Below are 25,449 nucleotides of genomic sequence, written 5' to 3' on the forward strand. Positions count from 1 at the left end.
TTGAATCTGCTAAAATTAGATACCCCTTGAATAATTTCAAGGGGTGTCTCTGTTCACATTTTAATTAGAGTTTACTTTTTAGAAGGAATATAAAGTAACTGTCCTTCGGCTACATCAAAATCATCCTCTAACTGATTTTGTTTTATGATTTGTAATGGACTTACTTTAAACCGTTCAGATATCGTTTCTATTGTGTCGTCTTTCTGAACGATACAAAGCCTCATTTTTGTATATTCTTCTTCACTTGAATTACGGAAAATATCAGATAAGTAAGTAATGTCCCCTTTATCTCTAGATTCATGTTCACCTTCTGTTTCTAAGGACTCAGCCTCCACCTCTTCTTCAACATTCTCGCTTTGTAATTCGGATGATTCTGTATTTGAGACTTCTTTATGATTGTTAAAGAATTCAGCTAAAGTTTGCGTCTGAGTTTTAAATGACCATCTTCCTTCTTCTACAGGCTTTTCGGGCTCTACCCCTTCTATTTGTTCCTCTTCATCTCTATCTGTTTTTAAAGTAGGGGTTTCCGTTATACTCGGAATCTCGGGTTCTTCTGCTTGCTCCTCTTCCGTTCTATTTTCTTCTAAAGTAGGAGTTTCTATTTTACTTGCAATTTCGGATTCTTCTGTTTGCTCCTCTTCATCTCTATTTTCTTCTAAATTAGGAGTTTCCGCTTTACTTGCAATTTCGGGTTCTTCTGTTTGCTCCTCTTCATCTCTATTTTCTTCTAAAGTAGGAGTTTCCGCTTTACTTGCAATTTCGGGTTCTTCTGTTTGCTCCTCTTCATCTCTATTTTCTTCTAAAGCAGGTATTTCTGCTTTACTTGCAATTTCCAATTCTTCCGCTTGCCCTTCTTCATCTCTACTTTCCTCTAAAGCAGGTATTTCTGCTTTACTTGCAATTTCCGATTCTTCCGCTTGCCCTTCTTCATCTCTACTTTCCTCTAAAGCAGGTATTTCTGCTTTACTTGCAATTTCGGGTTCTTCCTCTTGCTCTTGTTGTTTTTGTTTAATTTCAAATTCAAATGTGTATTTTGCCTCTCTTTCCGATAAAACAGGTTCTTCTTCCACCACTTTGTCTGAAATACCTAACACATCTTCTTGTTTATCTAAAGGTTCTTGATAAGCATCTTCCACGCTATCATCTTCTACTCTACTAATTCCTGCTTCTTGATTAATACCATGTATAGCTATTGTAGAAAACATTTTAAGTTGAGTTTGTTTAGGTATTTCATAATCAAATGCCTGCACACTAACCATTACGTCATCTAAATTACCTACACGATAGGTAGGTACAGATATTTCTACTGGGAATCGATGTGAGAACTCTGCATTTTCGTCATCCGTATCCGCTACACTTTCTATATACCTCTTCGCTTCATGATTGAATTCTTCTAAACGATCTTCTATAGTAGTTGCTTTTTTATAATTTCCCGTTAATTCTATTACACCTCTAATGGAAATATAATCTTCATTCGTTTGTATTGTAATTTCAGGTTCCAATGATATTCCACGTAACTCTTCTATTTCCTGTCCTTTTTCAAAGTATAAGGTTTCATTTAATTCAAAAGTAAATACCGATTGATCAGCCGACAAACTGACTTCCTCCCTCCTAAGCATTACCCAATATGCTTAATGTGTCTTAATCATTTATATGAGAAAGTGTATTTGGTTATGCATGAAAAAAGCTATCCCCGTTTCAGTTGGGAATAGCTTTTTTAAATTATTTAAGTTTAGAGAATGCTTTTCGAATAGCTTCAATTGTTTTTTCGATGTCGGCATCCGTATGTTCGGTTGATAGGAATAAACCTTCAAATTGGGAAGGTGGTAAAAATATACCTTCTTCAATCATTGCTTGATAATATTTAGAAAAATACTCCAGATTGGATGTTTTTGCAGCGTCGAAATTAACCACTTTCTCATTTGTAAAGAATACACCTAACATGGATCCAGCTCTGTTAATATGTAGTGGAATTTCGTAATCTTCTGCCGCTTGTTTAAAACCCTCTACTAATCGATCAGCCTTTTTATTTATTTCCTCATAGGACTGCTTGGTTAAAGCTGAAATTGTTTCAAAACCGGCTGTCATTGCTAATGGGTTACCTGATAAAGTTCCCGCTTGATAAATAGGACCCACAGGAGCAATTTGTTCCATTATTTCACGTTTTCCGCCAAATGCACCAACAGGTAAACCACCACCAATAACTTTACCTAGACAAGTTAAATCCGGATTAACATCAAAATATCCTTGAGCGGAATGGTATCCAACTCGGAATCCTGTCATAACTTCGTCAAAAATAAGTAAGGAACCATTTTGCTCCGTAATTTTTCTCATTTCTTGTAAAAATGCATTTTCCGGTGGTACAACACCCATGTTACCACAAACAGGCTCCATAATAACGGCAGCAATATTTTTACCATATTTTTCAAAAGCAAGTTTAACACTATCTAAATCGTTGAATGGTACTGTAATCGTGTTACTAGCAATGGAACTTGGTACACCGGGACTATCTGGTAAGCCTAATGTAGCAACTCCAGAACCCGCCTTAATAAGTAAGGAATCTCCATGACCATGATAACTACCTTCAAACTTCATGATAAGATCCCTACCAGTGTATCCTCTAGCAAGTCTTATCGCACTCATCGTTGCTTCTGTACCCGAGTTTACCATTCGAACCATTTCTATAGAAGGTACCCGTTCAATGACTAATTTAGCTAATTTGTTTTCTATTTCAGTATTTGCACCAAAGCTCGTCCCTTTTTCCACGACTTCTTTTAACTTTCCAACTACTCGATCATTTGCATGACCTAAAATAAGAGGTCCCCAACTTAGTACATAGTCAATGTATTCATTACCATCTGCATCGTATATTTTTGATCCTTTTCCTGATTCCATTACAATCGGAGCCATGTTAACTGATTTGAAAGCACGAACAGGTGAATTAACACCACCTGGTAGTAAATTAACAGCTTCTTCATATATTTCATGAGACTTTTCAAAATTTCTCAATCCATACACCTCCACTTATTTATCATCTTTTAACCAAGTTGCGACGTCTTTAGCAAAATACGTCAAAATAATATCTGCACCCGCACGCTTCATTGATGTCAACATTTCCATAACGATACTTTTCTCATCAATCCAGCCATTTTGTGCAGCAGCTTTAATCATTGCGTACTCTCCACTAACATTATAAGCGACAACCGGCACATTAACATGATTGCGTACATCTCTAATAATATCTAAAAAGGATAATGCAGGTTTTACCATAATAAAATCTGCACCTTCTTCAATATCTGACTCAACCTCACGTATAGCTTCCAAACGATTTGCTGGATCCATTTGATAGGTTTTACGATCCCCAAATTGTGGTGCACTATCAGCCGCATCACGGAATGGACCATAAAATGCAGATGCATATTTTACTGCATAAGACATGATGGGAATATTTTCAAAACCTGCTTCATCCAGAGCTTGACGAATTGCTACAACAAAACCATCCATCATATTTGATGGGGCGATAATATCCGCTCCCGCTTTTGCCTGAGAAACTGCTGTTTTAGCTAGAACTTTCAAAGATTCATCATTATCAACATCATGATTATGAATGACACCACAATGACCATGGTCTGTATATTCACAAAGACATGTATCAGCAACTACTAATAAATCCGGATAGTTTTCTTTCACCATCCGTGTAGCCGTTTGAACAATCCCATCATCCATAAAAGCACCTGTTCCAATTTCATCCTTTGCAGTAACTACACCAAAAAACATTATTGCTTTGATTCCTAATTCATAAACTTCTTTTACTTCTTCTAGTAATAAGTCCATCGATATTTGATAAACCCCTGGCATGGAAGGAACTTCGTCACGAATATTATTCCCTTCTATTACAAACATTGGATAAATAAAATCATTCACACGTAAATGCGTTTCTCGAACTAATGAACGCATGGAAGCGGATGAACGTAAGTTTCTATGTCTTTTAAAATCCATTATATATGCTCCTTTTTATTTATATAATCAATGATAATATCGATCATTGCATCTACAGTAAAAACCTTTGGCGTCAATATGGTAGAAAACCCTTTTTCCCTTGCCTTATTTTCCGTAGTTGTTCCAATACAAACACATGGTTTATCTACTAAATACCCTGATAATTCGAAATAAGCATCAATTGTGGATGGACTTGTAAATGTGATAAAGTCAAATTCCCTTTGTAATATTTCATTTAGTAAGTTTTTACTTTTGAAATTTATAGTTGTTTTATAAACATAAAGACTTGTAAATGAAAGATTCGCTTTCTTCAATTCACTTGGTAAAACATCCCTAGATAGATTACCACGGATGAGTAGAATTTCTCCTGGATTTTGAAATTTAGCTAAGAATTCTTTGCTAAGCGTGTTCGCATCATAAACAGTAGGTACAAAATCAGCTGAATAACCATATTTCTTCAATTTCTGATTTGTTTTTTCACCTACTACTGCAATATTTTTTGCGTTTAATATTTCATGGGAAATTTGATGTTTATTAGCCAATTTAAAAAAATATTCTACACCATTGGCACTTGTGAAAATAAACCAATCAAAGTGATCCAGTTGTTTCATAATTCGCCTGTTTTCATCACGATCATCACAGTCAATACGCAACAAGGGGACTTCAATTGGAATACCACCATATTGACTAATTTTTTTAGAGAAGATTTTTCCACCTGCATTTTCCCTTGTCACAATAATTTTTTTACTTCTTAGAGGTGCTATCATTTATCAAGCTCCTCTTTTACCCTTTCTACTATTTCTTTGCCACCTTGGTTTATTAATAATGTAGCTGCTTCCTCACCAACTGCTTTTGGATCAGTACCACGAACAACCTCTTTTAATATTGTTTTACCATCAGGTGTACCGACTAATGCGGTTAACACTATTTCATCGTCTTCCAGATAGGCATATCCACCAATCGGAACTTGGCAACCACCATCTAATAATTGAAGAAAAGTTCTTTCAGCAGTTACGGTTCTAGTTGTGTAACTATCATTAATCTTATTTAATATTTCACGTATTTCCTGATCATCTTCTCTACATTCGATTGCTAAAGCACCTTGTCCGACTGCAGGAACAACTACTTCGGGTTCTAAATACTCCGTTACAATTCCATTATCATGACCTGCTCGTTTTAATCCAGAAGCTGCTAAAATAATAGCATCATAATCTTCTTCATGAAGTTTTCGAATTCTTGTCTCAATATTTCCACGAATCCATTTAATATTTATATCGGGTCTTGCTTTAAGAACTTGTGCTGCACGACGCAAGCTACTTGTTCCAACATTAGCTCCTTCAGGTAAATTTTTTAAAGTAATATTATTTTTAGATACGAATGCATCTCGAGGATCTTCTCTAACAGGGATAGACGAAATAACAAGCCCTTCTGGCATTACGGATGGCATATCTTTCATACTATGGACCGCAATATCTATTTCTTTATCATACATTGCCTGTTCAATTTCTTTAACAAATAAACCTTTTCCGCCGACTTTAGATAGAGTGACATCTAAAATACGATCCCCTTTTGTTACAATTTCTTTTATCTCAAATTCGTTTGGGACACCAGCTTTTTTAAGTTCATTGATAACCCATTTCGTTTGTGTTAATGCTAGATTACTTCTTCTTGATCCTACGACGATTTTTCGCATGAATAAATCCTCCTAAATCGTGTTGCCATGAACAAAGGCGTAACCGCCCGTTTAGCAACGTACAAACTGCGCCTGGCCATGCCAGGTGGTCCGATGTTGCCGCGCAAAGCGGCGTTCTTAATCGGACATTCCTCTATAGCAATGAGATAAAGGAAACACGGTGAGCTGTAAGCGAACCGATGTTGACTTTCACCACAAGGGTATAAGTGCGACTAAGCCTCTCGTTTCACGAATCGGCAAGTCTTCTTTATCGTAGTGGAGGAGCATGAAGTTTGCTAGTTGCTGGGCGCTGGAGCCGGACGTGGCTTTCCTTATACAAAATTACTCATAGCTACATATTTTACATTTCTAAGATATAATTAAATTAAGTGATAACACATATATTTTAACCTTTTTTAAACTATTTGAAAAACAATAAGATTCGTGCAGGTAAAAACCAGAAAGCATAAAGCCTTCTGGTTTTTAACAGAAAAAATATTAATTTACACCTGAAATCTTTTCTAAATGTGAAAAAGAAATATATTCACTTTTTTGAAGAGACATTAACGTTTCGTCTTTTTCGCCCTGTTTTGCAAATTCTTCCCTTACTTCATCTTCAATACCAAAGATTTCAACAAAAAGTTCAAGGGCGTGATCTGCATGACTTCCTCCAGCCATTTCTTTTGCCTGAGTAATTGGCTCTTTCAATAGTTGATTAATAATACTTTTCGTATGTTTATTTAACACCTTTTTTTCACGTTTCGTAAGATCAGGCATCTTTCTTTCGATACTTTTCATCGTTTCTTTTTGAATCGACAAGGCTTTATTGCGAAGTGCAGATATAACCGGTACAACTCCCAATGTTTTAATCCATTCTTTAAATGTGACAATTTCCTGTTCAATAATTAGCTCAATTTGTTCAGCCGCTTCTTTTCTAGCTTCTAAATTATGGTCGATAACCCCCTGTAAATCATCAATATCATAAAGAAAAACATTTTCCATTCCATTGATGTCGGCATCGATATCTCTTGGAACCGCGATATCTATTAAAACAAGAGGTTTATTGTTTCTTTTTATTTGAATTTTTTCAATCATTTCTTTTGTTAAAATAACAGATTTCGAGCCTGTAGAGCTAATCAGGATGTCAACTTCTTCTAATACATTTTCTAGATTATCTAGACCAACAGCCCTTGCATGGAACACCTCAGCTAATTCTTCCGCTTTTTCAATGGTACGGTTAATGACTGTTATTTCCGTCACACCTGATCCTTGTAAATTTTTAGCTGCTAATTCGCCCATTTTACCAGCACCCAAGACAGCAACATGTTTCTCGCTAAGATTCACAAAAATATTCTTCGCTAATTCAACTGCTGCATAACTAATCGAAACTGCATGTTCTCCAATGCCTGTTTCGTTATGGACACGTTTTCCAAATGTAATGGCTTGTTTAAATAATTCATTAAAAATAGTACCTGTAGTGCTTATTTTTTGTGCTTTAAGAAAGGCATCTCTTACTTGCCCTAAAATTTGAGTTTCTCCTAATACCATTGAATCTAATCCAGCGGAAACACGGAATAAATGTTCTATGGCACCATCATTTTCTGCTATTTGTAAATAAGGAGAAAATAATTCTTTATCTACTCCAAACCAATCTGCTAAAAATTTTTTAATATAATATCGACCGGTATGAAGTTGATCAACAACAGCAAAAATTTCCGTACGATTACATGTAGAAATAATAACATTTTCCAAAATACTTTTTTGTTTTTTTAATTCGTTCGTTGCTTCTTCAAGGGTACTCTCTGGAAAAGTTAGTTTTTCCCTTATTTCTACAGGGGCTGTTTTATAATTGAGTCCTACTTTAAGAATGTGCAAATTGACTACCCCCAAAAATCTTTATCTTTTAAAAATGACATATTATTTACATTGTAACATAGTTTTAATACACCAAATTCTATAAATGTGAACAGAATTTGAAACAAATATTATATAAGAACGTTATTAGTTTAACTCGAATGTACTTTATCATACAATATATTTATAAGCAAGGAAACGAAACTATAGAAGGGATTAGTTATAATTGAAGAAAAGGAATTCATTATTAGCATACATATTAATCGTAATTGGGGTATTCTTCTTACTTAAGCAATTAGAAATTCCACTAATCACTAATTTTTATTCCTGGCAAACCATCTTAATCATTACTGGTATCCTATTCTTATTTTATAGTTACATACAAAAAAATAATCAATTTTTATTTAGTGGAACTATTATATTAGGACTTGGAATTCACTCCTATGGTTTGGAGCATTATCATTTTTGGAGCAATCATTGGGGAATGTATACGTTAATTATTGGAATCGCATTTATCGTTAGAGCAACAAAAACCAAAAAAGGATATATCTTAGGAATATTATTTATCGGGGTTAGTATTTTTATGATTTTTTCATCTAAAGTATCCGCCTATTTTAATTGGGTAAATGATGTTACCCCTTTCGTTACAAATTATTGGCCAATTATTTTAATTATTATAGGTATATATTTATTAAAGAAAAAGAAATAACCTCTATCTTTATATTGGTTATTTCTTTTTCTATTCTATTTTATTTCAAGAAGCTCCGTATGAGCGCCCATGCCTCGTCTTTACCTTCTCCTGTTTCTGATGAAAAAGGTATCACAACATCATTAGAATCTATTTGTAAAGTTTGTTTTGTTCGTTTAATGTGTTGTGCCCGTTTATTCTTAGGAACTTTATCTAATTTTGTTGCAATAACGATAACTGGTAATTCATAATATTTCAGAAAATCGTACATTTGTACATCATCTCTAGTAGGTTCATGGCGAACATCTGTAATGAGAAGAACAGCCTTTAATGTTTCACGTGTTTGAAAGTATTCTTCCATCATCTTTCCCCATTTTTCTCTTTCCTTTTTGGAAACCTTCGCATAACCATATCCTGGGACGTCTACAAAATAAAAAGATCCATTTATTTTATAGAAATTTAGAGTTTGGGTTTTACCAGGTTTAGATGATGTCCTAGCTAAACTTTTTCGGTTAATTAATTTATTTATAAAAGAAGATTTCCCAACATTCGATCTACCTGCTAATGCAATTTCCGGAACTCCTTCATTTGGGTATTGCTTTTTACTAACCGCACTAATTACTATTTCTGCATCTGTTACTTTCATTTTATTCCTCCACTAATGCATGTTTTAACACTTCATCTAAATGCTTTACAGGTATGAATGTTAATTCCTCTTTGACACTGTCCGGAATATTTTCTATATCTTTTCTATTATCTTCCGGAATGATAATCGTTGTTAATCCAGCTCGATGGGCGCCTAAAGACTTTTCTTTTAGTCCCCCAATAGGCAATACTCTACCTCTTAAGGTAATTTCCCCGGTCATACCGACTTCTTTTCTTACTGCACGGCCTGATAGAGCGGAAACCAGAGCAGTTGCCATCGTAATACCAGCGGATGGACCATCTTTTGGAGTTGCACCTTCTGGGACATGTATATGAATGTCATATTTTTCGTAAAAGTCAGGATCAATATTCAGTTCTTTTGCACGGGAACGAATGTAACTAAATGCAGCCTGTGCTGATTCTTGCATGACTTCTCCTAGTTTTCCGGTTAAAGTGAGTTTTCCTTTTCCTGGATAATGACTAACCTCAATAGATAAAATATCTCCACCTACCGTTGTATATGCAAGTCCTGTTGCAGTTCCTACTTGGTTTTCCTGTTCCATTAATCCATAACGAAAAATCGGCTTACCAAGAAACTCTTCTATACTTTTTTCGGTTATAATAACACGCTTTTTCTCTTCCGACGTAATAACCTTCGCAGTTTTTCTACAAAGCTTTGCGATTTGTCTCTCTAGACCTCGTACCCCGGCTTCTCGAGTATAGGTTTGAATTAACTTCATTAAAGCATCATCTCTAATTTGCAAATTTCCTTTAGTTAAACCATTTTCTTTCACTTGTTTTGGTATCAAATGTTTTTTTGCAATATGCATTTTCTCTACTTCTGTATATCCAGATAGTGAAATTAGCTCCATTCGGTCTAATAAGGGACCTGGAATAGAACTTACGTTATTTGCTGTAGCGATAAATAAAACATTCGATAAATCATAATTCTCTTCAATAAAATGGTCACTAAAAGTACTATTTTGCTCTGGATCAAGAACTTCTAACATGGCTGAAGCTGGATCGCCACGAAAATCGTTAGACATTTTGTCAATTTCATCAAGTAAAAACACCGGATTTATGGTACCAGCTTTTTTCATTCCTTGAATGATTCTACCTGGCATGGCACCAATATAAGTTCTTCTATGGCCTCTAATTTCTGCTTCGTCACGCACCCCACCCAGTGAAATCCGTACAAAGTTACGGTTAACAGAGGAAGCAATTGATTTAGCTAATGATGTCTTCCCTACCCCTGGTGGTCCAACCAAACATAATATTGGTCCTTTTATTGTATTCGTTAATTTTTGAACGGCTAAGTATTCTAAAATTCTTTCTTTTACCTTTTCCAATCCATAGTGCTCACTATTTAAAACCTTTTCTGCTTTTTTAATATCAATGGTATCTTTCGTTTTTTTCGTCCATGGAAGTACTAATAACCATTCTAAGTAATTACGAATAACAGAGCTTTCCCCGGAACTTTGGGGGACCTTTTCATATCGATCTAATTCTTTTAGGGCAACCTCCATAACATGTTCGGGCATATCCGATCCTTCAATCTTTTCTCTAAGGCTGTCAACTTCGCCTGTTTTACCATCTTTCTCCCCAAGTTCTTTCTGTATTGCTTTTAATTGTTCACGAAGATAGTATTCTTTTTGTGTTTTTTCCATGGATGATTTGACACGTTGTCCAATTTTCTTTTCTAAATCTAATACCTTTTTTTCATTTGATATATATTGAATTAATTTCTTTATTCTCTTTTTAACATCTTGTATCTCAAGAATTTCTTGTTTTTCTTTCACTTTTAACGATAGATAAGAAGCAATGATGTCCGCTAACCTACCTGGTTCTTCAATATCAACAACTGTTGCCAACGTATCTTCCGTAACTTTTCTTGAAACTTTTATGTATTGTTCAAATTGATTTAAAAGCGATCTCATAAGCGCTTCTTCTTCATGATTATCGCCATGAATATCTTCTAACTTTTCTATTTCTACTACAAATTCATTTTCCGTTTCTATAAAACGTACGATTTCCCCACGATGTAATCCCTCTACTAATACTCTTATTGTACCATTAGGAAGCTTTAATGTTTGTTTTACTTTCACTAATGTACCAATTTGGTAAATATCTTTCGTTTCTGGTTCATCTAGACTTACTTTCTTTTGAGCTGCTAAAAATATAGTCTGATCATCCATCATTGCTTTTTCTAAAGCTTGAACAGATTTATCTCTACCAACATCTAAATGTATAACCATAGTTGGAAATACGAGTAAACCGCGCAGTGGAAGGAGGGGGACTTGAATTAAATCTTTCGTCATGAAATGTGACCTCCAAATATGTGAATTATTAACTTATATGTATGCTTTAAAAGTTTAAAGTTAATACATTTATTTGTAAACTAAAATCAACTTCAAATTTATTATTTACGTATCTTATTATACTAAACATTTTTTAGAACAAAAATTACATATTTAGAAAACTTACATGCAATATTGGAATTTAAATGCCTTCGTTGCATTTGTACAGAGTGGAAAGACTTTTTATGCTATCCTGCTAAATAAGTTTTTTGCAAAAAAGAGACTAACCTAAGCCAACAGCTCAAAGACGAGAGCCGTGTTGCTATGTAGTCTCTTTTTGCATAATATCATTTTAACTTGTTTTTACGCACTCTCTTTTGGATGATTTTTGATACCCTCTTGTACCGTTCCGTCGTTAAATACTAATGTCGGACTTCCGTTTTCATTTACAATGGTATCTTTTGTAATAATACATTTATCAATATCTTCCCTAGATGGTAATTCAAACATAACATCCAGCATGATTCCTTCTAAAATAGAACGTAATCCTCGAGCACCTGTTTTTCTTTCGATTGCTTTCTTAGCAACTTCAATTAGTGCCTCTTCGTCTATTTCTAATTCCACGTTATCCATTTCAAATAGCTTTTCATATTGTTTGACCAATGCATTTTTAGGTTTTGTTAAAATTTCAACTAGTGCATCCTCATCGAGAGGTTGAAGTGCACCGATAACCGGAATTCTTCCTATAAACTCAGGAATTAATCCATAGCGTAATAAATCTTCTGGTAATACCTGTTGAAGCAATTGACCCATATCTAAGTCTTCTTGTTTTGAATTTGAGCCAAATCCAATCACCTTTTTACCTAAGCGACGTTTAATAACTTGATCAATACCGTCAAAAGCTCCACCTAGGATAAACAAAATGTTGGTTGTATCAATTTGTATAAACTCTTGATGAGGATGTTTACGGCCACCCTGTGGTGGTACACTTGCAACAGTTCCCTCTAAGATTTTTAAAAGTGCTTGTTGTACCCCTTCTCCGGAAACATCACGAGTAATAGATGGGTTTTCGGATTTACGAGCCACTTTATCAATCTCATCAATATAAATGATTCCTTTTTCGGCTTTTTCAACATCATAATCGGCAGCCTGTATTAGCTTTAATAAAATGTTTTCAACATCTTCCCCAACATAACCTGCTTCAGTAAGTGAAGTTGCATCAGCCATGGCAAAAGGAACATTAATGATTCTCGCTAACGTTTGTGCGAGTAATGTTTTACCACTACCAGTTGGTCCAATCATCGCAATATTACTTTTAGCCAATTCAACATCATCATTACCCTTTGGTGAGTTAATGCGTTTGTAATGGTTGTATACTGCAACAGATAAGTTCTTTTTAGCTTTTTCTTGTCCAATTACATAGTCATCAAGAATTTCACAAATTTCTTTTGGTTTTGGAATTTCTTTTAATTCCATTTCTTCGTCCGTACCAAGTTCTTCTTCCACAATTTCCGTACATAGCTCAATACATTCATCACATATATAAACGCCTGGTCCGGCAACTAATTTGCGTACTTGATCTTGACTTTTCCCACAAAACGAACATTTTAGTTGTCCTTTTTCTTCATTAAATTTAAACATACATTTTCACCCCTAAATATCCTAAAATCTAGGTTTCAATTTATAGCCATCATATCAGAAGACTTTCAAAAAACAAAATAAAAACCACTGATTTTTCTTAAACAAATAAAGAAGACTTCCATCAATGGAGGTTTTCCTTCATCCCCCACTGATGGTTAGTCGCACTTCTTGGACCATTACGGTAGTTGATCTCCCACCCACCTTCTTTGTCCCCGGAAGCTTGAGGTGAGAGCCTTACTGCCCGTTTAGGTGAGATAAAACTCCCAAAAATAATTTTAAAATAATTATTGTTATTTTAATTATTTCTTATACTATATGAAAGATATTTTCTTTTAAGTAGTATTTTACTATAAATAAGACAAAACAAGGTGCGCCTATATTTCGCACCTTGTTGCATTTATCATTATGTGGTTAATAATGTTCTAGTACGTACGTTATCATTATTAAACAGCTTTACTCTGATCCACTAAGAAGTCAATTGCTTTTCTCATTAAAAGATCACTTTCAATTACTTCCGTATTTCCACCTAATAATGGAACGATTTGTTTAGCATCCATGCCATACATGCTTGCCATTTTCTCTAATTCTTCATTAATATCTTCTTCAGTAACTTCAAGATTTTCAGCTTTTGCAATTGCTTCTAGCGTTAAATTAGTACGAACGCGTTTAGCTGCATCTTCTTTCATTTGTTCTTTTAGTGCATCTTCATCTTGACCAGAGAATTGACTATACATTTCCATTGTTAGACCTTGCATTTGTAGGTTTTGTTCAAACTCACGAAGCATTTGGTTTAATTCAGTTTCAACCATAGCATCAGGAATATCAACTTCTACATTTTCAGAAGCTTTTTCAATTAATTGTTGGCGTTTTTCATTTTCAGCGTTTTGTTTACGCTCTTCTTCAAGCTGTTCTTTTTTCTTTTGTTTTAATGCTTCAAGAGTTTCTACTTCATCATCAACATCTTTAGCAAACTCATCATCTAATTCAGGAAATTCTTTAAATTTCACTTCGTGGATTTTAACTTTAAAAGTAGCTTCTTTTCCAGCTAAATCCTCAGCATGATAATCTTCTGGGAATGTTACGTTAACCTCTGTTTCTTCACCAGACTTTTTACCAATTAATTGTTCTTCAAATCCAGGAATGAATTGACCGGAACCAATTTCTAATGAGTGATTTTCGCCTTTACCACCTTCAAATGCTTCGTCACCCAAGAAACCTTCAAAGTCGATAACCACTGTATCGCCTTCTTCAATTTCTCCTTCTTCCTTCACTACTAATTCTGCATGACGTTCGCGAAGACGATTGATTTCAGCATCTACATCCTCGTCAGTTACTTCAACAGACTGTTCTTCTACTTCTAGACCTTTATATTCACCAAGTTTCACTTCAGGTTTCACTTCAACGTTCGCTGTGAAAATTAGGTCTTTCCCTCTTTCAATTTGTTCAATATCAATTTCAGGTTGTGCAATTGGGAAAATATCTGTTTCTTCAACAGCTTTTCCATATGCATTTGGAAGTACAATGTCTACTGCATCTTGATATAAGGCTTCGACACCAAATCGTTTTTCAAAAATCCCTCTTGGTACTTTACCTTTACGGAATCCAGGCATCTGTACATCTTTGACTACTTTTTTGAAGGCTTGATCCAACGATTTTTCAAATTCATCTGCAGGTACTTCAAATGTTAGTACCCCTTTGTTACCTTCTTGTTTTTCCCATTTAGCTGACATATTTATTTCCCTCCACAAACTATTATATCCATTTCATAATTATGTAAATTACGATAATTACTTTTTACTCTACTAAGTATTTTGCAACCACTATATTATAACATAATTCGTTCGGCTTTCAAGCATTTATCACATATCTCTTCTTAACTGTCAATAATGCTTAGATAAAGTGATTCACTAAATTTTATTTTCTCTATGTAATTTTCTACTTGTTTAGTTGTTTCCGGAACTTGATTGGATGCAACTCCTAAAGATTCTTTTCCAATCAGTTCTAGTGCTTTCGCAATATGTAAATAATCATCTTTCGGTGGTTTTATCGGATACATGACATAAGTATAATCATATAACAGTTTTGTTATCAAATGGAATAACGAAGGGTTATCTTGCTCTAATTCCCGAAGTAATGCTTTAGTTTCTAATATAGGTTCACTTTCCTTAACCCATTCTAATTCTTTTGGAATTATAGTTAAAGTTACATTAAACTTACTAACCTCTACTTCAGTCGTCCATTGCTTTTCTTTTAACCATTCTATTATTGCTGTTTTTGCAAGTGGGTGAACGTCATCATTTACAAGAAGTTCGATAATTTGATTTGAGGGATTTGCATGAAGTGATTTTAATTTCTCCACTTGCCGCCATTGCTCATCAAAATTACCTTCCTCTACAGCTGTAAACAAATCTTGAAAAAGGATTGCCTCCTTCTCCATATTCATATCAATATTCATTTTTTCACTAATTTCATATAATTGTTTAAATTGTTCTTTTTGTAATTTAGGTATATCCTTTTTTTGAAATTCATATTCAACTTGATCCATTAATAAATTATATTGATTCGTTTGAAATAAAATTGTTAAATAAATATGTACATAATGATAGTAGTGTTCATCTTCTTGTTTTAATAAATCCTCACATAAATTCTGGGCTTCATTAAATTCACCTAGTTCCATTAGACAAATTAACTTTCCGGTTATAATTTCATGATTGTCTACTTGATAGTTAATTAACTTATCTAATTTAATTAAAGCTTCATCATATCTTTTTTCCTTAAGAGCGATTAAGCTTGCTTTTTCCAATTCTTTCTTCCATTTCGGAAATAGAATTATTTTATCATCTTGTTGTATGCGCATTCATTCACCTTCTTTCATAAAGATAATCGTTTTTTATTACATATAGATTCCCTATATATTTAAAATTAAACATAAAAAGAGAAACCAATCAGTTGGTTTCTCTCTAGTAGTTGATTCAAAGCGTCCCAGGAGAGATTCGAACTCCCGACCCACAGCTTAGAAGGCTGTTGCTCTATCCAGCTGAGCTACTGGGACATAAATGGAGCGGGTGATGGGAATCGAACCCACGACATCAGCTTGGAAGGCTGAGGTTATACCATTTAACTACACCCGCATGATTTTAAAAATTAAGTATGATTAATAATTTAACGACAAATTTAATTATAGTTAAATTGACATTCTTTGTCAACACTTTCTATAAAAAAATAAAGAAGACTTCTATCTGTGGGGGGGCTTGGTGAGAGTCTTACTGCCCATTAAGGTGGGATAAGTCATTTTTCACAGAGGTTGGGATAAAATGTTTTATAATAAGAGAAATCCGAACTTTACAGAAATAATGGAGTAGATAAACCGCTCTGGAGATTCTGCGGGATTGTCCGTCATTTGAGTTAAACATTTCGTTATGTCCCAACCCCCATGATCTTTTTAGAAAGATGCTGTATAGGATAATTCTTCCACTTCGAATCCATCCGTTGAATAAAATTGAATATTTATATGATCAATGGATTCCCATTTTACAATTGCATATGTTTTTTCGTGTCTATTTCTAGGTAAACGAATACTTCCAGGATTAATAAATAATTGCCCGTCATTCTGTTCAGCCCCAGCAATATGAGAATGGCCGAAACAGATAACGTCTGCACCAAGTTCTTTTGCCCTATATGATAGCTTCATAAATGTTGACTTTACCTGGAATAAGTGTCCATGTGTAACGAAAAACGTTAAACCCCCAATTGAAATAATTTCTTCTTCTGGATATCTTGAATCAAAATCACAATTTCCACGAACTTTATACATTCCTTCTAGTTCTACCGAATCATATTCCAATTCAGAATCACCGCAATGAATCATGGTAATATTCGGGTGCCGACTTTTAATTTCCGTGATTTCTTCTTTTAGTCCATGACTATCACTAATAATTAATACTTCATACATAACGCATGACAGCCCCTTTGGTTTAAAATCTAAAACAATATATCTATCAAGTCATCTAACTTATCCATTGCAAGTTTACGATGACTTATCTGATTTTTTTCTTCTGGCTCTAACTCGGCCATTGTTTGTTGATAACCATCTGGAATAAAAATAGGATCATAACCAAATCCATTATCACCGGAAGGGAATAAAGCTATTTTTCCCTCACATTCCCCTCTAACTAATTTTGTTTGCCCTTCTGGTCTCGCTATAGCCAAAACACAAACAAATCGTGCATTTCTATCATGTTCCGGGATATTTTCTAATTCTTTAAGAACTTTTTTTACATTTTCTTCATCGTCTTTATCTTCCCCAGCATATCTCGCTGAATAAACACCTGGTCTTCCGTCTAGAGCATCGATAACTAACCCGGAATCATCAGACAAAACAGCTTTATTTAATATATGGCTTATCTCTTCTGCTTTTAATGATGCATTTTCTTCAAAAGTATCACCAGTTTCATCCACGTCTGGAAGTTGTTTTTCAATATCTAATAACGAAAGGGCCTCTATATTTTTCTGGGAAAAAAACTCTTTAAACTCTTTTGCCTTACCACGATTTTTAGTGGCAATAATAATTTGTTTCATAAAAAAACTCCTTATTTTTTGGTTTCACCTATTCGTTCGGATAAAGCACCAATTGCCTCTTTTTGTACCTCTATAATTTTCTCTAACCCCTCACTAGCAAGTTTCAACATCATTTTTAGCTGATTTAAACCAAATGTTGCTTCTTCTCCAGTCCCTTGGATTTCCACAAACTCCCCTGAACCCGTCATTACGATATTCATATCAACATCTGCTTCTGAGTCTTCTTCATAATTTAAATCCAATATTTCTATTCCTTCTTTTAATATACCCACAGAAATTGCAGCTAGATAATCCGTTACAGGCATTTCTTTGATCGCTTTATTTTTCAGCAGTTCACCAAAAGCTAAAACAACCGCAACAAATGCGCCTGTGATAGATGCAGTTCTTGTTCCCCCATCCGCTTGAATAACATCACAATCTACCCATACGGTTCTTTCACCTATTTTTTCTAAATCCACGACAGATCTTAATGCTCTACCAATCAATCGTTGAATTTCCATCGTTCTACCACTAACCTTACCTTTAGTTGACTCTCTTATATTTCTTTGGGTAGTAGCACGAGGGAGCATTGAATATTCGGCGGTAATCCACCCTTTTCCTTGACCTCGCATAAATGGAGGAACACGGTCTTCGATGCTTGCGTTACAAATTACTTTTGTATTCCCAACTGTAATAAGTACCGAACCTTCTGGATGTGTTATGTAATTCGGAATAATTTCAATAGTTCTTAATTGGTTATGTTCACGATTATCATTTCTCATACGTAAATCCTCCTCTTATTTCCATCATTAGCTTATCATATTTTGCTAAAAAGCAACACGAGAATTCATTAGGCTCATTTTTTAGAAAACTTGCACTAAATTATCAAAGGCGGAAGCGCCCGTTTAGCGACGTACGGACTGGACTGAGCCGTAGGAGATAAAGGAAACACGATGAACGGAGTGAGTCGATGTTGACTTATCGCACGGAGGTGAAGGAAGTCTCGCTAGTCGCTGGGCGTTGGAGCCGGACGTGGCTATCTCTGTATCTATGTTATTCACAGCCATACAAATTTTATAATTTCCTGACAATAAAGAAAGAGGTTCAAAATTCGAACCCCTTTCTTTTTATAATTTTTCTGTTTTTGTAAATGTATCCTTTGTTACTGGCTCTTCATATGATTCACCGTTTTCATTCACGAGTTGATCTACATTTTCAACTTTTACATCAACGGCTTTTACACCAGCTTGTTCAGTTAAAGTTCTTACTAGTGTCTCCATTACTTCATCCGAAATAACAGACTGCTCTTTATCTTTCAAAATACCTTCATTAAATATTAATTTAAGAACTCCATCTTTCATTACCGGCTCACTACTTAATTTAGTACCTTCATTAAACACGTGGACAATATTTGAATTGTAACCAGGTCCTTGAATCAATGAATCTACAATTGCTTCATAGATTTCCACATCCTCTTTTGAATCAACATACTGAGTTACAGGAACATAATACCTGTTTTCATTATGTTCAGATGGATAAAACATCGTTACAGGGGTAGCAGTTAATAAATCATTTGAATTGGATTCCACAACATTTATTCCATTTGCTCTTGCATATCCATTCCCAATTGGTGTTCCATTAACTGGCATTTCCTCCTGAGGATGTCCATTAATCCACAATTGTACCTTTTTAACATTTTCGAATTGTGTTAAGGTGTATGTCATCGACTCCAGAATTTTAATTTCCTCATTTGGCTCATAGTTTTTAAATTCTTCCGATACATCTACAATTATCGTACCATCTTCCTTTAAATTAAGTCCTAAAATTTCAGTACCCTCTGGTAACACGGCTTGAAACCCATTCGGTAGTAGAGGGGTTACTGGTCCATCTTTCACCAGATGTTCCATGAGTTGTTTACCAACTTCTGATGTCCCTGGTAATTCAATCGTTTGAGCAGCAACCATCCCATTCTTATCCATTAAGTATAATTCTCTAGGAACCATTTCTGTAACTGCATCATCTGATTTGGTTTTCTTCCCCTTGGAGTCAGCTGAATCCTTAGATTCTACATTATCTTTCTTATTCTCAGAAGTTGAATCTTCTAAGCTATTTACAGCCTCCGCATCTTGAGGTGGGTCCATTTCCTGTTCTAATGACTGTTCTCCTTGAAAACACCCAGATAAAATAAGCGAAAGCGAAACCGCGCCAACGATTAAAGCACCTTTCTTATTCATGCTAATACCTCCTACGATAGTTTGTACTATAATGTATACGAGCTATCATAAAAAAATAGACCTATCGTAGGAAACTTCTATTTAAAAATAATTCATTACATATTCCGCATGGATTCATCATCATCTCATACAGGATTATGCATGAAAATATTTCGGAAAACTTGGTATTCGCTACCAGCATAGATGAGGAGAGAAGGTAAAATAAAAATCAGGAGCTTAAACCTCCTGATTTGTTCGTAAACTAGCTCTTTTAATTTCTAACTTGCTGAAATTTGAATCCTTAAAAATCTTTCTAGTTATTTCAATAAATATATTCAGCTCACCTGTAGTATAAAATTGATGAATAGGCTCATCTGTTTTACTATTCAATAATCCATGTACGTCTAATATAGTACTTGTTTCTCTAGCAGTCTCTTCACTAGAAGAAATAATGGTTACATTGTTACCTATAACTTCTTGTATCGTGTCTTTTAATAATGGATAGTGGGTACATCCTAATATCAATGTATCCATATCTTTATTTTGTTTTAATGGTGAAATAGATTCTTCTACTACTGATTTTGCTTCCATACCTGCCAATATTCCATTTTCAACCATTGGAGCTAATAAAGGACACGCCAATCCATAAACATGAATATCTGCATTTATTTTTTCCAATGCATTCGTATAAGCACTACTACGAATCGTACCTTCTGTCCCAATTACACCAACATGATTATTATTTGTACATTTTATTGCAGCTCGGGCACCAGGCTGTATTACACCAACAACCGGAATATCTAATGACTGCTGTAATTCCTTTAGCGTAAAAGCGGTAGCAGTATTACAAGCCACAACTAACATTTTAATATTTTTATTTAATAAAAAGCGAACCATTTCCCAAGTAAATAATTTCACTTCTTCAGCAGGTCTAGAACCATAAGGACATCTTGCTGTATCTCCTAAATAAATTAACTTTTCCTTTGGTAATTGACGCATCAACTCTTGAACAACAGTTAAGCCACCAACTCCAGAATCAATTACTCCGATTGCTCTATCCAATAAAAATCGCCTCTTCTGTGCTGTTTTATTTTTAGGTTATTTATCCAAAATTTAAGGTTCTAGTTTATTTCAATATATACAAGCAACAGTTTATCATATCAACCCATTCCGTGTATATATGTTAAAATAAATAGTTATAAGTCCTTACTTTTTCATAATATGTAGTCAACTATTCCTATGTTACCGTTTCCATTTTTTTAAAATTTATGTAGGTAAAATTATTTAACTTACATATTACCACCAGTTTTAGATTAAATTCAAATAATAGTTTGGATACAAATTTATTCATGAAATTTTACTTTTCATGAATGAAAACACTCACTAATTTCCAGCGTCCTCATAAGCTATAGTGACTAGATAATTTCCCTTCAACATGCAGCTCTATAAGAGCAAGGAGGGGTTAACACTTGAAGGACAACGAGTATAAACCGAAGCAGTTATTAACCAAAAGAGAAAAAGAAGTATTCGAACTATTAGTACAAGACAAAACAACAAAAGAAATTGCCCAGGAATTGTTTATATCAGAGAAAACTGTCCGTAACCACATTTCAAATGCTATGCAAAAATTAGGGGTTAAGGGGCGATCACAAGCTGTAGTTGAACTTCTTCGTATGGGGGAATTGAAACTTTAAATTATTAGTTCTTATCCCAATAGAAAGATCCGAACTACACGTGATTATTAGGTCTTATAAACCATTTACTCGATTAAGCAAGTAAATGTCAAAAACCGACTTCGATAAAGAAGTCGGTTTTTGTTTGTAGGTAAAAAGTATAATTTCTTTAATGTGCGTTGTCACTACCAAAGAAATTCTTAAACGCTTGGATATTAGTTGCTCGGTTCATTGCTGCAATTGAGGTTGTTAACGGTATTCCTTTTGGACAAACTTGTACACAATTTTGCGCATTCCCACAACCGCTAATTCCACCTTCTTGCATTAAACCATCTAAACGTTCACTCTTGTTCATTTCTCCTGTTGGGTGAGCATTAAACAGACGAGCCTGAGATAATGCTGCTGGTCCAATAAAGTTTGATTTATCATTTACGTTTGGACAAGATTCTAAACATACTCCACATGACATACATTTAGATAATTCATATGCCCATTGGCGTTTCTTTTCAGGCATACGTGGCCCTGGACCAAGATCGTGTGTACCATCGATAGGAATCCATGCTTTAACTTGCTTCAATGCATCAAACATACGCTCACGGTCAATGATCAAATCACGAACAACTGGGAATGTTGACATTGGCGCTAGACGAACTGGAGTTTCCAATTCATCTACTAATGCAGCACAGGATTGTCTCGGAACACCATTAATAACCATAGAACAAGCACCACATACTTCTTCTAAACAGTTCATATCCCATTGAACCGGTGTTGTTTTTTCCCCTTTAGCATTAACAGGATTTTTACGTATTTCCATTAACCCAGAAATAACATTCATATTCTTCCGATAAGGTACTTCGAAAGTTTCCTCGTAAGGAGCAGAATCTGGGCCGTCTTGTCGAGTTATTATAAATGTAACCGTCTTTTGTTCAGCCATTTTACTTCTCTCCCCAATCAATGTTTTGTAGTATAATCACGTTCACGTGGTTTAATTAACGATATATCAACATCTTCATAACTCAGTTTAGGTGCTTGATTTTTCTCATCGAATTCAGCGATAGTAGTCTTTAAAAATTCCTCATCATTACGTTTCGGGAATTCAGGTTTATAATGTGCTCCACGACTCTCGTTACGATTATAAGCACCAAGTGTAATTACTCTTGCCAAATGAAGCATATTTTTTAATTGGCGAGTAAACATAACACCTTGGTTAGACCAACTAGATGTATCATTGATGTTGATATTTCCCCAACGTTCTAGCAATTCTTGTATCTTCTCATCTGTTTTTAGAAGTCTAGTATTTTCACGTACTACTGTAACGTTATCTGTCATCCATTCCCCTAGTTCTTGGTGAATCTGGTATGCATTTTCGTTACCGTCCATACTCATTAATTCTTTAAATTTCTCTTCTTCTTCCCTAACTTTAGAATCAAATAGTTCAGAAGAAACATCTTCAGCATGTTTATCAAGGCCATCAATATATTCAATCGCCTTAGGTCCAGCTACGGATCCACCAAATACTGCAGATAATAAGGAGTTAGCACCTAGTCGGTTCGCACCATGTTGTGAGTAGTCACATTCCCCAGCAGCAAATATTCCAGGAATGTTTGTCATTTGATTAATATCGACCCACATTCCACCCATAGAATAATGAACTGCAGGGAAAATTTTCATAGGTACTTTACGTGGGTCCTCACCGACGAATTTTTCATAGATTTCTATAATACCACCAAGTTTAATATCTAATTCTTTAGGATCTTTATGTGAAAGATCAAGATATACCATGTTTTCCCCATTAATTCCTAATTTTTCATTCACACAAACATCAAAGATTTCACGTGTTGCTATGTCACGAGGAACTAGATTACCATATGCTGGGTATCTTTCTTCAAGGAAGTACCATGGTTCACCATCTTTATAAGTCCATACACGACCACCTTCACCACGAGCAGATTCACTCATTAAGCGAAGTTTATCGTCTCCAGGAATTGCAGTTGGGTGAATCTGAATAAATTCTCCATTTGCATATTTAACACCTTGTTGATATAAGGTACTTGCAGCTGATCCTGTATTAATCATAGAATTCGTTGATTTACCAAAGATGATTCCAGGTCCACCTGTTGCAAAGATAGTTGCATCAGAACGGAATGCTTTAATTTCATGTGATTTAATATCCTGAGCCACAATTCCCCTTGCAATTCCTTCTTCATCTAATACAGCACCAACAAATTCCCAACCTTCATATTTCGTTACTAAGCCTTCTACTTCATAACGGCGAACTTGTTCGTCTAGTGCGTACAACAATTGTTGTCCAGTTGTAGCTCCTGCATATGCAGTGCGGTGGTGTTGCGTTCCCCCAAATCGACGAAAGTCTAGTAAACCTTCCGGGGTACGGTTAAACATAACACCCATACGGTCAAACATATGTATGATGCCAGGTGCTGCATCACACATTGCTTTAACCTGAGGCTGATTTGCAAGGAAATCTCCACCGTAAACAGTATCATCAAAGTGAATCCAAGGTGAATCTCCTTCACCTTTTGTATTTACCGCTCCATTAATACCACCTTGAGCACATACTGAGTGAGAACGTTTAACCGGTACAATCGAGAATAAATCTACGTTGACTCCTGCTTCAGCAGCTTTTATCGTAGCCATAAGCCCAGCAAGCCCTCCGCCAACAACAGCTATTTTGCGATTACTCATAATAACTCACTCCTTTTTTCTCTGTCTCTATACTCCATAAGCAAATGCGATTAGTGATCTTACTCCAATATAACTAAGCACAAGAAAGACTACTACGACACCATATGTAGTGATTTTTTGTGATTTAGGAGATTGTGTAATTCCCCATGTAACCATGAAGCCCCATAGTCCATTTGAAAAATGGAAAACGGTTGAAATTACACCAACTACGTAGAACCAGAACATAAATGGACTAGATAGAATACTTTCCATCAAACTATAGTTAACTTCTACTACTCCTAGTGCTTTTTGAACACGGGTCTCCCAAACATGCCATACAATAAAAATTAATGTTACTATCCCAGTGATACGTTGCAGAGCAAACATCCAATTTCGGAAAAAACCATAATTCTTCAGATTGTAGTTTGCTGTAAGAGCAATGTACACACCTAGCACCGCATGAAATAAGATTGGTAGATAAATAACAAAAATCTCTAATAAGATCAAAAATGGAAGATTTCCCATAAAACCTGCTGCTCTATTAAACTCTTCTTCTCCATAAACAGCAAAATGGTTTACTACTAAATGCGTCACCAAATAAAGTCCAATTGGTACTACCCCAAGTAATGAATGTAATCTTCTGTAAAACAACTCCCTATGTACTGCCATTTTTATCCCCCCTTAGTAGGTTAATAGAATTTGTAGTACAATTATTAAAAATAAAGCGCTTTAAAACAAACTTGCTCCTATTTTTAAAATTGTACAATCTTTTTATCAAGTTTATTGTACTTCTAACTATTGTAAGCGTCAAGAAAACGAGACACTAAATTTATCGAGAAAAGGAATATTGGAATATTAAAAGTTCATAATCGCGGCTTGATTAATCACGAAATAAAATAGATAATATGGTTTAGTTATCATTTTAAACGACGATAAGACGATAGGTTATACCTTAGGCATAACTTACGAGAGGAATAGAAAGGATGACATCCATGTCAGATAAAGCCGATAAACTAACAATTTCACAACTAGAAAAATTACATACGAATGGTGCCGGCTATGATGCTCTAAGATATATAGGCTTACCGGAAATTCTTGGTAAGGAAGCGGACTCTTTATTGTATTTCATGGGAAAAAACATAGCGCGCAATATAGAAATTGATTCATTGGAAACACTAATACTTATTTTTGAGACATTTGGTTGGGGAAAACTTGAGTTAATAAAAGAAAAGAAAAAGGAACTAATCTTTCATTTAATGGATGATTCAATAGCATTAAAACTTAATGGTCCTTTTCATACAGATTTTCGATTAGAATCAGGATTTTTAGCTGAGGCAATTCAACAAATTGAAGGTAGAGAATGCGAATGTATGGAGGAAATAAATAAACGCATTTACACGATCAAATTTTCTATATACTTTACGGATAAATGAACAAAGGCGCAAGCGCCCGTTTAGCGACGTACGGACTGGACTGAGCCGTAGGAGATAAAGGAAACACGACGAACGGAGTGAGTCGATGTTGACTT

The 25,449-nt window shown here is 34.9% G+C and carries 22 protein-coding genes and 2 tRNA genes; 3 read left to right on the plus strand and 21 right to left on the minus strand.

Annotation, left to right across the window (positions count from 1 at the left end):
• Positions 1-71: 71 nt before the first annotated feature.
• The 6 genes from ACFQ18_RS02860 to hemA all read right to left on the minus strand — a co-directional run bounded on the left by ACFQ18_RS02860 (position 72) and on the right by hemA (position 7,546).
• Positions 72-1,595 carry a LysM peptidoglycan-binding domain-containing protein gene (locus tag ACFQ18_RS02860; protein WP_204797693.1) on the minus strand — a complete coding sequence of 508 codons (1,524 nt, stop codon included), beginning with the start codon at positions 1,593-1,595 and terminating at the stop codon, positions 72-74.
• A 127-nt stretch (positions 1,596-1,722) separates the two neighbouring features.
• Positions 1,723-3,009, minus strand: a complete 1,287-nt coding sequence (gene hemL / locus ACFQ18_RS02865) for a glutamate-1-semialdehyde 2,1-aminomutase (RefSeq protein ID WP_047183708.1) — start codon at positions 3,007-3,009, stop codon at positions 1,723-1,725.
• A gap of 15 nt (positions 3,010-3,024) precedes the next feature.
• Positions 3,025-3,999, minus strand: coding sequence for a porphobilinogen synthase (hemB, locus tag ACFQ18_RS02870; protein ID WP_047183707.1), 975 nt, complete (start codon positions 3,997-3,999; stop codon positions 3,025-3,027).
• Complete coding sequence (locus tag ACFQ18_RS02875; RefSeq protein ID WP_060667953.1) at positions 3,999-4,766, minus strand: uroporphyrinogen-III synthase; 768 nt, start codon at positions 4,764-4,766, stop codon at positions 3,999-4,001. The genes hemB and ACFQ18_RS02875 overlap by 1 nt, the downstream gene beginning before the upstream one ends.
• Complete coding sequence (hemC, locus tag ACFQ18_RS02880; RefSeq protein ID WP_047183705.1) at positions 4,763-5,692, minus strand: hydroxymethylbilane synthase; 930 nt, start codon at positions 5,690-5,692, stop codon at positions 4,763-4,765. Before hemC ends, ACFQ18_RS02875 begins: the two co-directional genes overlap by 4 nt.
• Positions 5,693-6,169: 477 nt before the next feature.
• Positions 6,170-7,546 (minus strand): glutamyl-tRNA reductase, encoded by a 1,377-nt coding sequence (gene hemA / locus ACFQ18_RS02885; RefSeq protein WP_047183704.1) that lies wholly within the window; start codon positions 7,544-7,546, stop codon positions 6,170-6,172.
• A gap of 205 nt (positions 7,547-7,751) precedes the next feature.
• Here hemA and ACFQ18_RS02890 point away from each other — a divergent pair, with 205 nt between their 5' ends.
• On the plus strand, positions 7,752-8,234 hold the full coding sequence (locus tag ACFQ18_RS02890) for a LiaI-LiaF-like domain-containing protein (RefSeq protein ID WP_047183703.1): 483 nt from the start codon (positions 7,752-7,754) through the stop codon (positions 8,232-8,234).
• Between the two features lie 40 nt (positions 8,235-8,274).
• On the opposite strand, the gene yihA is transcribed toward ACFQ18_RS02890, so the two are convergent.
• From yihA to racE, 12 genes are all read right to left on the minus strand, one after another.
• Positions 8,275-8,859 carry a ribosome biogenesis GTP-binding protein YihA/YsxC gene (yihA, locus tag ACFQ18_RS02895; RefSeq protein ID WP_047183702.1) on the minus strand — a complete coding sequence of 195 codons (585 nt, stop codon included), beginning with the start codon at positions 8,857-8,859 and terminating at the stop codon, positions 8,275-8,277.
• Between the two features lies 1 nt (position 8,860).
• A complete protein-coding gene (lon, locus tag ACFQ18_RS02900; RefSeq protein ID WP_047183701.1) occupies positions 8,861-11,176 on the minus strand; it encodes an endopeptidase La in 2,316 nt (771 codons plus the stop codon).
• 342 nt (positions 11,177-11,518) lie between these two features.
• Positions 11,519-12,796, minus strand: coding sequence for an ATP-dependent protease ATP-binding subunit ClpX (gene clpX / locus ACFQ18_RS02905; protein ID WP_060667958.1), 1,278 nt, complete (start codon positions 12,794-12,796; stop codon positions 11,519-11,521).
• Positions 12,797-13,239: 443 nt separating this feature from the next.
• On the minus strand, positions 13,240-14,526 hold the full coding sequence (tig, locus tag ACFQ18_RS02910) for a trigger factor (RefSeq protein ID WP_204797694.1): 1,287 nt from the start codon (positions 14,524-14,526) through the stop codon (positions 13,240-13,242).
• A 143-nt stretch (positions 14,527-14,669) separates the two neighbouring features.
• Complete coding sequence (locus tag ACFQ18_RS02915) at positions 14,670-15,653, minus strand: tetratricopeptide repeat protein (RefSeq protein ID WP_047183698.1); 984 nt, start codon at positions 15,651-15,653, stop codon at positions 14,670-14,672.
• A gap of 121 nt (positions 15,654-15,774) precedes the next feature.
• A tRNA-Arg gene (locus ACFQ18_RS02920) sits at positions 15,775-15,848 on the minus strand.
• A gap of 5 nt (positions 15,849-15,853) precedes the next feature.
• Positions 15,854-15,927, minus strand: a tRNA-Gly gene (locus ACFQ18_RS02925).
• 311 nt (positions 15,928-16,238) lie between these two features.
• Complete coding sequence (locus tag ACFQ18_RS02930) at positions 16,239-16,748, minus strand: metallophosphoesterase (RefSeq protein WP_047183697.1); 510 nt, start codon at positions 16,746-16,748, stop codon at positions 16,239-16,241.
• Between the two features lie 29 nt (positions 16,749-16,777).
• Complete coding sequence (locus tag ACFQ18_RS02935; RefSeq protein WP_047183696.1) at positions 16,778-17,374, minus strand: XTP/dITP diphosphatase; 597 nt, start codon at positions 17,372-17,374, stop codon at positions 16,778-16,780.
• Between the two features lie 11 nt (positions 17,375-17,385).
• Positions 17,386-18,135: a ribonuclease PH gene (gene rph, locus ACFQ18_RS02940; protein WP_047183695.1), complete on the minus strand. Its 750-nt coding sequence runs from the start codon at positions 18,133-18,135 to the stop codon at positions 17,386-17,388.
• A 345-nt stretch (positions 18,136-18,480) separates the two neighbouring features.
• Positions 18,481-19,587: a GerMN domain-containing protein gene (locus ACFQ18_RS02945; RefSeq protein ID WP_047183694.1), complete on the minus strand. Its 1,107-nt coding sequence runs from the start codon at positions 19,585-19,587 to the stop codon at positions 18,481-18,483.
• 216 nt (positions 19,588-19,803) lie between these two features.
• A complete protein-coding gene (racE, locus tag ACFQ18_RS02950) occupies positions 19,804-20,628 on the minus strand; it encodes a glutamate racemase (protein ID WP_047183693.1) in 825 nt (274 codons plus the stop codon).
• A gap of 407 nt (positions 20,629-21,035) precedes the next feature.
• Here racE and ACFQ18_RS02955 point away from each other — a divergent pair, with 407 nt between their 5' ends.
• A complete protein-coding gene (locus tag ACFQ18_RS02955; RefSeq protein WP_010651078.1) occupies positions 21,036-21,260 on the plus strand; it encodes a helix-turn-helix domain-containing protein in 225 nt (74 codons plus the stop codon).
• A gap of 148 nt (positions 21,261-21,408) precedes the next feature.
• Here the strand turns inward: ACFQ18_RS02955 and sdhB are convergent, their stop codons facing one another.
• From sdhB to ACFQ18_RS02970, 3 genes are read right to left on the minus strand one after another with little or no spacing between them, the layout of a single operon-like run.
• A complete protein-coding gene (gene sdhB / locus ACFQ18_RS02960; RefSeq protein ID WP_047183692.1) occupies positions 21,409-22,173 on the minus strand; it encodes a succinate dehydrogenase iron-sulfur subunit in 765 nt (254 codons plus the stop codon).
• Positions 22,174-22,190: 17 nt separating this feature from the next.
• Positions 22,191-23,942: a succinate dehydrogenase flavoprotein subunit gene (gene sdhA / locus ACFQ18_RS02965; RefSeq protein ID WP_047183691.1), complete on the minus strand. Its 1,752-nt coding sequence runs from the start codon at positions 23,940-23,942 to the stop codon at positions 22,191-22,193.
• A gap of 27 nt (positions 23,943-23,969) precedes the next feature.
• A complete protein-coding gene (locus ACFQ18_RS02970; RefSeq protein ID WP_047183690.1) occupies positions 23,970-24,590 on the minus strand; it encodes a succinate dehydrogenase cytochrome b558 subunit in 621 nt (206 codons plus the stop codon).
• 323 nt (positions 24,591-24,913) lie between these two features.
• Here ACFQ18_RS02970 and ACFQ18_RS02975 point away from each other — a divergent pair, with 323 nt between their 5' ends.
• Entirely contained in the window at positions 24,914-25,354 is a 441-nt protein-coding gene (locus ACFQ18_RS02975; protein ID WP_047183689.1) for a DUF2507 domain-containing protein, read from the plus strand.
• Positions 25,355-25,449 lie beyond the last annotated feature (95 nt).

Origin of the sequence: Oceanobacillus caeni, from assembly GCF_042678465.1 — a bacterium.
GTDB classification, from domain to species: Bacteria; Bacillota; Bacilli; order Bacillales; family Amphibacillaceae; genus Oceanobacillus; species Oceanobacillus caeni.

Coding starts and splice junctions, on each gene's coding strand:
- hemB (WP_047183707.1), bottom strand. CDS start 3,999: ATGGATTTTAAAAGACATAGAAACTTACGTTCATCCGCTTCCATGCGT.
- ACFQ18_RS02875 (WP_060667953.1), bottom strand. CDS start 4,766: ATGATAGCACCTCTAAGAAGTAAAAAAATTATTGTGACAAGGGAAAAT.
- hemC (WP_047183705.1), bottom strand. CDS start 5,692: ATGCGAAAAATCGTCGTAGGATCAAGAAGAAGTAATCTAGCATTAACA.
- yihA (WP_047183702.1), bottom strand. CDS start 8,859: ATGAAAGTAACAGATGCAGAAATAGTAATTAGTGCGGTTAGTAAAAAG.
- lon (WP_047183701.1), bottom strand. CDS start 11,176: ATGACGAAAGATTTAATTCAAGTCCCCCTCCTTCCACTGCGCGGTTTA.
- clpX (WP_060667958.1), bottom strand. CDS start 12,796: ATGTTTAAATTTAATGAAGAAAAAGGACAACTAAAATGTTCGTTTTGT.
- tig (WP_204797694.1), bottom strand. CDS start 14,526: ATGTCAGCTAAATGGGAAAAACAAGAAGGTAACAAAGGGGTACTAACA.
- ACFQ18_RS02915 (WP_047183698.1), bottom strand. CDS start 15,653: ATGCGCATACAACAAGATGATAAAATAATTCTATTTCCGAAATGGAAG.
- ACFQ18_RS02930 (WP_047183697.1), bottom strand. CDS start 16,748: ATGTATGAAGTATTAATTATTAGTGATAGTCATGGACTAAAAGAAGAA.
- ACFQ18_RS02935 (WP_047183696.1), bottom strand. CDS start 17,374: ATGAAACAAATTATTATTGCCACTAAAAATCGTGGTAAGGCAAAAGAG.
- rph (WP_047183695.1), bottom strand. CDS start 18,135: ATGAGAAATGATAATCGTGAACATAACCAATTAAGAACTATTGAAATT.
- ACFQ18_RS02945 (WP_047183694.1), bottom strand. CDS start 19,587: ATGAATAAGAAAGGTGCTTTAATCGTTGGCGCGGTTTCGCTTTCGCTT.
- sdhB (WP_047183692.1), bottom strand. CDS start 22,173: ATGGCTGAACAAAAGACGGTTACATTTATAATAACTCGACAAGACGGC.
- sdhA (WP_047183691.1), bottom strand. CDS start 23,942: ATGAGTAATCGCAAAATAGCTGTTGTTGGCGGAGGGCTTGCTGGGCTT.
- ACFQ18_RS02970 (WP_047183690.1), bottom strand. CDS start 24,590: ATGGCAGTACATAGGGAGTTGTTTTACAGAAGATTACATTCATTACTT.
- ACFQ18_RS02975 (WP_047183689.1), top strand. CDS start 24,914: ATGTCAGATAAAGCCGATAAACTAACAATTTCACAACTAGAAAAATTA.